This window comes from uncultured Campylobacter sp. (assembly GCF_938030785.1).
Taxonomy (GTDB): domain Bacteria; phylum Campylobacterota; class Campylobacteria; order Campylobacterales; family Campylobacteraceae; genus Campylobacter_B.
Window position 1 is genome coordinate 1 of record NZ_CALHIK010000030.1, and the last position, 1,977, is coordinate 1,977.

At 50.6% G+C, this 1,977-nt stretch carries 1 protein-coding gene; it reads left to right on the forward strand.

All coding sequences use genetic code 11. The annotated features are described in order from the left end of the window. On the forward strand, positions 1 to 1,223 hold a 1,223-nt coding region (locus Q0438_RS01470), incomplete at its 5' end, for an N-acetylmuramoyl-L-alanine amidase (RefSeq protein WP_299186516.1). Between the last annotated feature and the right edge of the window lie 754 nt (positions 1,224 to 1,977).

Sequence of the window (1,977 nt, forward strand, 5' to 3'; positions counted from 1 at the left end):
AAAACGAGGATGACGAGGAGGTCGCGGATCAAAGTAGCGAGCTTAGAAAAAGCAGCGTCAAAAAAGCGGACAAAAACGCCCAGCTTGCGTTAAATTCTCTGCGCGGCGATAAAAACGAGATCGTGCTTGAGTTCAACCGCGATCTAAGGCAGAGCGATTATAAGGATTTCACCATCGCGAGCAACGATCATTTCCGCTTCGTGCTCGATTTTAGCGCGCGCCAAAAGTCGCACAATACGCGGCTACAAGATAGCTTCGTAGGCGAAGTGCGCATCTCGCAATACAACGACAAGACCGTGCGCGTCGTGCTTAGCGACGAGAAAAAATTTAACGCTAGCGTGCAGATCGACGGAAATTTAATGATTTTAAGCGCCGTCGAAAGCTCCAAGTCCGCAAAAGCCGCGCGCGCAGAAAAAAACAGAGATCAGAAATCGGGGCGCAAGCGCGGGCGCGAGCAAGATAGCGAGCCGCAAATCAGCACGATAGAGGAATCAGGGGGCGCCAAATCGACCTCCGTGGCCGCCGGTAAAATTTACAAATCCACCAAGGGCAAGCTCATCGTAATCGATCCGGGTCACGGCGGCAGCGATTCGGGCGCGGTCGGAAACGGGCTAAAGGAAAAAAACGTCGTGCTAGCCACATCCAAAAAGCTTGGCGCGCTGCTTCAAAAGCGCGGCTATAGAGTGCTTTACACGCGCAGCACCGACGTTTTTATAAATCTGCGGTCGCGAACGATATTTGCCGGCAAAAAGAACGCCGATATGTTTATCTCGATCCACGCAAACGCCGCTCCTAACGCAAGCGCGGCGTCCAGAATGAGCGGCGTAGAGACCTTTTTCTTAAGCCCGGCTAGAAGCGAGCGCAGCAAAAACGCCGCCGCGCTCGAAAACAAGGGCGATCTTGAGGATATGAACACCTTCTCGAAGCAGACCTTCTTAAATTTCTTAAATCGCGAGAAGATAATCTCCTCAAACAAGCTTGCCATCGATATTCAAAGCTATATGCTAAGCTCTGTTAAAAAGAGCTTCAAAAGCAAGGACGGCGGCGTGCGCGAGGCGCCGTTTTGGGTGCTGGTAGGCGCTACGATGCCCGCGGTACTCGTGGAGATCGGCTACATCACGCATCCCGATGAGGGTAAAAATTTAGGCAAAAGCGCCTACCAAGACCGTATCGCCCAGGGCATCGCAAACGGCGTGGACGCGTACTTTCAGAAAAACAAGTGATGAAATTTTACGCGCCGCGCATTTTTGCAAGCGGGATAAATTTTATTTCGGCGCGAGATTTGCTCCGCAGATGCCTTAACGAGCGCGATAGCTTTTGCGGATAAACACGGTGCGAAAGCGGTAAATTTAAAATTTTAAAGCTCGCCGCGCTAAATTTAAAGCAAAAGTGCGGCGCTTACGCGCAAAATCCGCCCGCGTGCCAAATATTTACTGATAGCGGGTAAATTTTACGGAGCGTCTTGCGGTATATGCGGGCCGGGGATGCATACGGCTTAGACGCGGAACTTTTAGCGTAGCTTGGCGTAAAATTTTGAAGCACATACTTGGCGCTACGAGAGCAGCAGAGCGGAGCTGGCGGTAAAATTTACCGACAAAATCGCATTTAAGCCGCAAGAAAATAACGATTTAGTCGCACTAATGCGAGCCGTGTTTCAAACCGCGTCCGCGCAATTAGGATTGCGCTTTAAGCCATTAGCATGCGTATCGCTCTAGCCGCACAACGACACGGTAGCGCTCTGAAATTTCGCGCTATGTTCACAAAGCGGCGATATTGCATAATGCTGCGGACATGGCGGTTGCGATGCGTTGGTACCTGCGCCGTATGCGATGAATGCGCGCAACCGAATCGGTAAATTTAAAAATAAATTTTAAAAGGTCCAAAATGAAAAAAATCGTATTTTTAATCTTGCTTTTCGCCGCCGTCGCGCTCGCGCTTTACGTCACTTCGCGCGTAAATCCGAGCCTTTTTGCCGAG